Consider the following 4,099-nt stretch of genomic DNA (forward strand, 5'->3'; position numbering starts at 1 on the left):
GACTGGGGGTCAAGTGGTCGCAGGTTCAAATCCTGTCAGCCCGACTTTGTGAAAGAGGCTCTGAGCTGCTGTTATTCATCGTCACCGGTAGAAGCGGTTCTTGGTGTTGGGACCAGTTTGGGACCACGCAGCCGAGCTGAGAGCGTAGGCGCACTCTCAAACGGCAATCGCTGGATCCGGTGTCCATGTGATCCGCCGAACTCCTACGTCGGTCTCGTCCGGTGGTCCCCCGAGCTCGATCGTTATGAGTTCGTCGCCATCGAAGGCAGGACTCAGTTCGAGAGCGAGATACTCAAAGAGCTCTCGCTCGTGGACGGCGATGATGATCTGGCGGCCATGCTGCTTCGATAGAACTCTCATCAGGCCCGCAAACTGGGTGACGTGAACCTCATCCATTGACTGAACTGGGTCGTCGAAGACGAGGCATGGCACCAGGGGCTCAACCGCTAGGTGCAACGCGATGAATAGGGACAGTGCAGCAGTATTCAAGTTTCCTGCACTGAGCATCAGCTGAGGCGATCCGCCGGTAGTGCCGGAAGTGTGGACCGTCTCTAAAGTCAGTTCAAGCGCAGTCCTCGACGACGTGGGGATTCCGAACATAGGAACGAAGTACTCGCGTGGCGCTAGTCGTGTGAAGACGCTTCGCCAAACATCATTCAGCGACTCGGTGAACACACGGCGCACAATTTCGGTCCGTGCCTGTGACGCTGCATCTTGTACCGCTCTTGCTACGGACTGGCGACGCTTCGCCTCTCTCACACGCGCATCCAAAACCGCCTTCCGTTCCGCGATTTGTGCCACAGCGTCTTTGAGGTTGTCGACGCGCGCCGCGCAGCGCTGCATCTCCTCCAGCATCGCGTTGGCGTTGGCGTACGCCGTCGCGAGCGCTTCCGCCCTAGTAACGCGTTCGTCGGTAATCTCAGCGAGCCTTCGCCACGCGTCATGCAGGGTCTGATCGGCACGGGGGGCAGGGACGTCTAGCTTTCGGGCGAGGTTCTCAAGTTCCTCGCTCACGAATTTTGCGTCGCTTGCGATTGACTCCAGTTCACTCAACGTAGCTTCGGCGACGCGGAGCGCGGATTTCAGTTTGAGCAAGGTGTCGATTACGGCCTGCAGTTCCTGCAGGCGCGTTTGGAGATCATCGAAGGCGGCCTTCTGAGAACGGACTACTTCTAGTTGGTCTTCGGTCAGTAGCTGCCCTCGGATCTGCTCCATTTTCTGCTCGTCGCGTTGCACGGCTGCCGTCGCGGCGTCCCTTTGCTGGCGGAGTTGGCGAAGCTGGAGTCCCTGGTCTGTAAGTTGCGTGATCTTGCGGTCGATGTGGACCGTGAGATGGGTCGATGACACCTCATCGAAGGCTCGATCACACACTGGACAGAGATTGTCCGAGGCATGCTCGCGAAGGGCGGCTAAGCCCTCGGCCAGCGACCCGGCCTCTTCCTGTGCATCGGCGAGCTGATTTTGAAGCACGGTGAGCGAGGATCGACGTTCGACGAGCTGATTCTCCAGCTGCTTGACCTCGGCCATCAGCTCGCTCTGACGAGAGACACGTCGGTCTAGCCTCTGCGTAGACTCAGCAATCGCTGATGATGCATCGGCGGATGTCATAACCCCTAGACGGGCAGCCTCGGCATGCCAGGCATCGATTGCCGGTCCGTACTCTTCACGCCAGCGACGGTGGGCCTCAGATGCATTTGCGGCCTCAGCTCTTGCTTCTTCCAGACGAATTGCCGACGGTCTAGCGGACAAGCCCTCGATTCGGCCGCCGAGCGAGGTGATCGATTGGCGCAGAGCCGCGGCGGCTAGCTTCTCCTCGTCCGCTCGGCTCGCCTTCAGCGCGTTTCGGACCATTTCGACATTGCTGATGGGCAGGGAGTAGCCCAGGACCTCCATTGCTTCGGCGAGAAGTTCCTGTGATCTCGCCAGGTTGTCTCTTGCTGCTTTGAGGTCCGAGGTGGCGGTGCCCAATTCCGCTTCGGCTTGTTGTGCCTCCGCGTCGGCATCCGCCAGTGGTTCGGACAACTTCTTCAGTCGACGAAAGTCGTTCGCGTCGGTCAGCCCGAGGCGGAGAGCATCGAGTTGCTCCAGACCGAGCAGCTCGTTGACAAAGCGAGCGAGGGCTGATTCCTCCTTACCTTCCCGGTACTGATAAAGATCGAGCAGTTGGCCGAGGGACACTTGATCCAGATAGCATCGTTCGGCATAGAACTGAGCAGAAACCGCGTCGAGCGCCGGTGTCCCTTCAATCCGGTTGCCGCCCACTGTCATTCGGCCAGGTGCGTTTCTTCCGCCCAGCTGCTCGGAGATCTTTGCGCTGAGCGTCGCGAATTCGCGTCCATGAAACGGCAGATGGGCGGTATATCGCGGGTCATGACGACGCATGCTGCGGATTTCGCCAGTAAGTGCCAGTTCAAGGGCTGATAGCACGCTGGTCTTACCGGCACCGTTGTGCCCGTGCAGCAACACGATTGGTGCGTCAAGCGGCAGGAAGCGTGTGCCTTCAAGCCGACGAAAGTCGGAGATGGAAATGCCGCGGAGGGGCACGTCGGTCACGAAGTGCCCCCTTCGCTCGACTCGCCAATTGCCGCTGCGTCGATATAGCTGCGCAACCAGTCTCGCACCTCATCGGGGCCGATTTGGGCCGCCTCAAGAAACTTCTGGTGTTCATCGGACACCGGGGCGCCCAACTTCTCAGCCACTACCGTCAGCGGTGGTTGTCCCGCCGACTGCTGTGCCGGGAGCGTTAGTGGCAGCAGCACGGCGACGGCACGGCGGATCTCAACGGGATCAGGAGTATCACTGTCGACGGTGAGGACCCGAGTGCGTTTCGTCAAGTGGTTTGGCCCCACTGTTCTGCATGAATTTTGGCCCCGGGCGTTGGTGTTGGGGGCTTGATCGTTGGTGGCTGGTTTGGCGGCGGCGAGGTGCGCTGCGTGTTGGTGGGCGGTGTCGAGTTCGGTGGCGGTGTGCTGGGCGTATCTGATGGCGTGTTGCAGGCTGTCGGTCAGGGCGTGCATCGTCTGGGGGAGGTCGGGCTGCGGCGCGAGTGAGTCGAGGGTCAGCCTGCCGTCTTGGTGCTGGTGGGTCAGCCAGGCGGTGAGCTGGGCGAGTAGTTGGCCGAGCATGCCGGTCATGTGTGCCAGGGTGGCGATGATCGCGGCGGTGTCGGCGGGATAGGCGAGGTCATCGCTGGCGGGGTGGGTGCGGTGGTTGAGTTCGTGGATGGCGTGGGCGGCCTGATCGGCTAGTTGGCCGGCGGACAGGTGTTCGGTAGTTGTGGTTGTGTCTGACATCAGAACACGGGCTCGTCGTCGTTGCGGCTCAGCAGCGCGCTGAGTTGGTCGAGGCCGACCCGCATGCCGTTGAGGTCGTAGCCGTGTTTGGTCAGCAGCATGTCGAGTTGGTCTTGCTCGAGGTCGATCCAGTCGCGCAGGCAGCTCAGCAGGTCGGCGAATTCGGCGGCGTCGGCGCTGTTGATGGTGATGTCGGGCATGGTCGTTTTCCCTTTCGTTGGTCAGTGGGTGTTCTTGGTTCGGCTGGTCTTGCTGGTGCGTAGCCGGTAGGACTGGGTGCCGGTCTCGATGATGTGGGCGTTGAAGGTGATTCGGTCCACGATCGCGGCGATGAGGCGCGGGTCGGCCACGACGGTTCCCCACTCGCTGAATGGCAGGTTGGTGCCGATTCCGATGCTGGCGCGTTCTTCTCGTTCGGTGATGATCTGGAACAGCAGTTCGGCTCCGCGGGTGTCGATTTGGACGTAGCCCAGCTCGTCGAGCAGCAGCAGGTCCAGGCGGGCGTATCGACCAACGACGCGGGATAGTTGCCGGTCGTCGGCGGCCTCGACGAGTTCGTTGACGAGCTGTGCGGTGGTCACGTAGCGGACCCGGCGGCCTTGTTCGCAGGCCGCCAGTCCAAGGCCGATGAGCAGATGTGTTTTCCCGGTGCCGGAGTCGCCGAGCAGCACCAGCGGTTGCCCGTTGTCGATCCAGGTGCCGCTGGCCAAAGTGGCCAGCTGCGCGGCGCTGACCGATGCCACGGCGTCGGTGTTGAACTCGGCGAGCCGTTTGAGGCGAGGGAATTTCGCTTCGCTGATGCGCCG

General features: G+C 61.3%; 4 protein-coding genes. All 4 read right to left on the reverse strand.

Annotated features, from left to right (window positions below; translation table 11 throughout):
* Positions 1–156: 156 nt before the first annotated feature.
* A complete protein-coding gene (locus tag AC2VOP_RS09395) occupies positions 157–2,553 on the reverse strand; it encodes an AAA family ATPase (protein WP_428898651.1) in 2,397 nt (798 codons plus the stop codon).
* Positions 2,550–3,293 carry a hypothetical protein gene (locus AC2VOP_RS09400; RefSeq protein WP_428898652.1) on the reverse strand — a complete coding sequence of 248 codons (744 nt, stop codon included), beginning with the start codon at positions 3,291–3,293 and terminating at the stop codon, positions 2,550–2,552. Before AC2VOP_RS09400 ends, AC2VOP_RS09395 begins: the two co-directional genes overlap by 4 nt.
* Positions 3,293–3,493, reverse strand: a complete 201-nt coding sequence (locus AC2VOP_RS09405; protein ID WP_428898653.1) for a hypothetical protein — start codon at positions 3,491–3,493, stop codon at positions 3,293–3,295. Before AC2VOP_RS09405 ends, AC2VOP_RS09400 begins: the two co-directional genes overlap by 1 nt.
* 21 nt (positions 3,494–3,514) lie before the next feature.
* On the reverse strand, positions 3,515–4,099 hold a 585-nt coding region (gene istB, locus AC2VOP_RS09410; RefSeq protein ID WP_428898654.1), incomplete at its 5' end, for an IS21-like element helper ATPase IstB.

This window comes from Mycobacterium sp. TH-M106 (assembly GCF_057473765.1).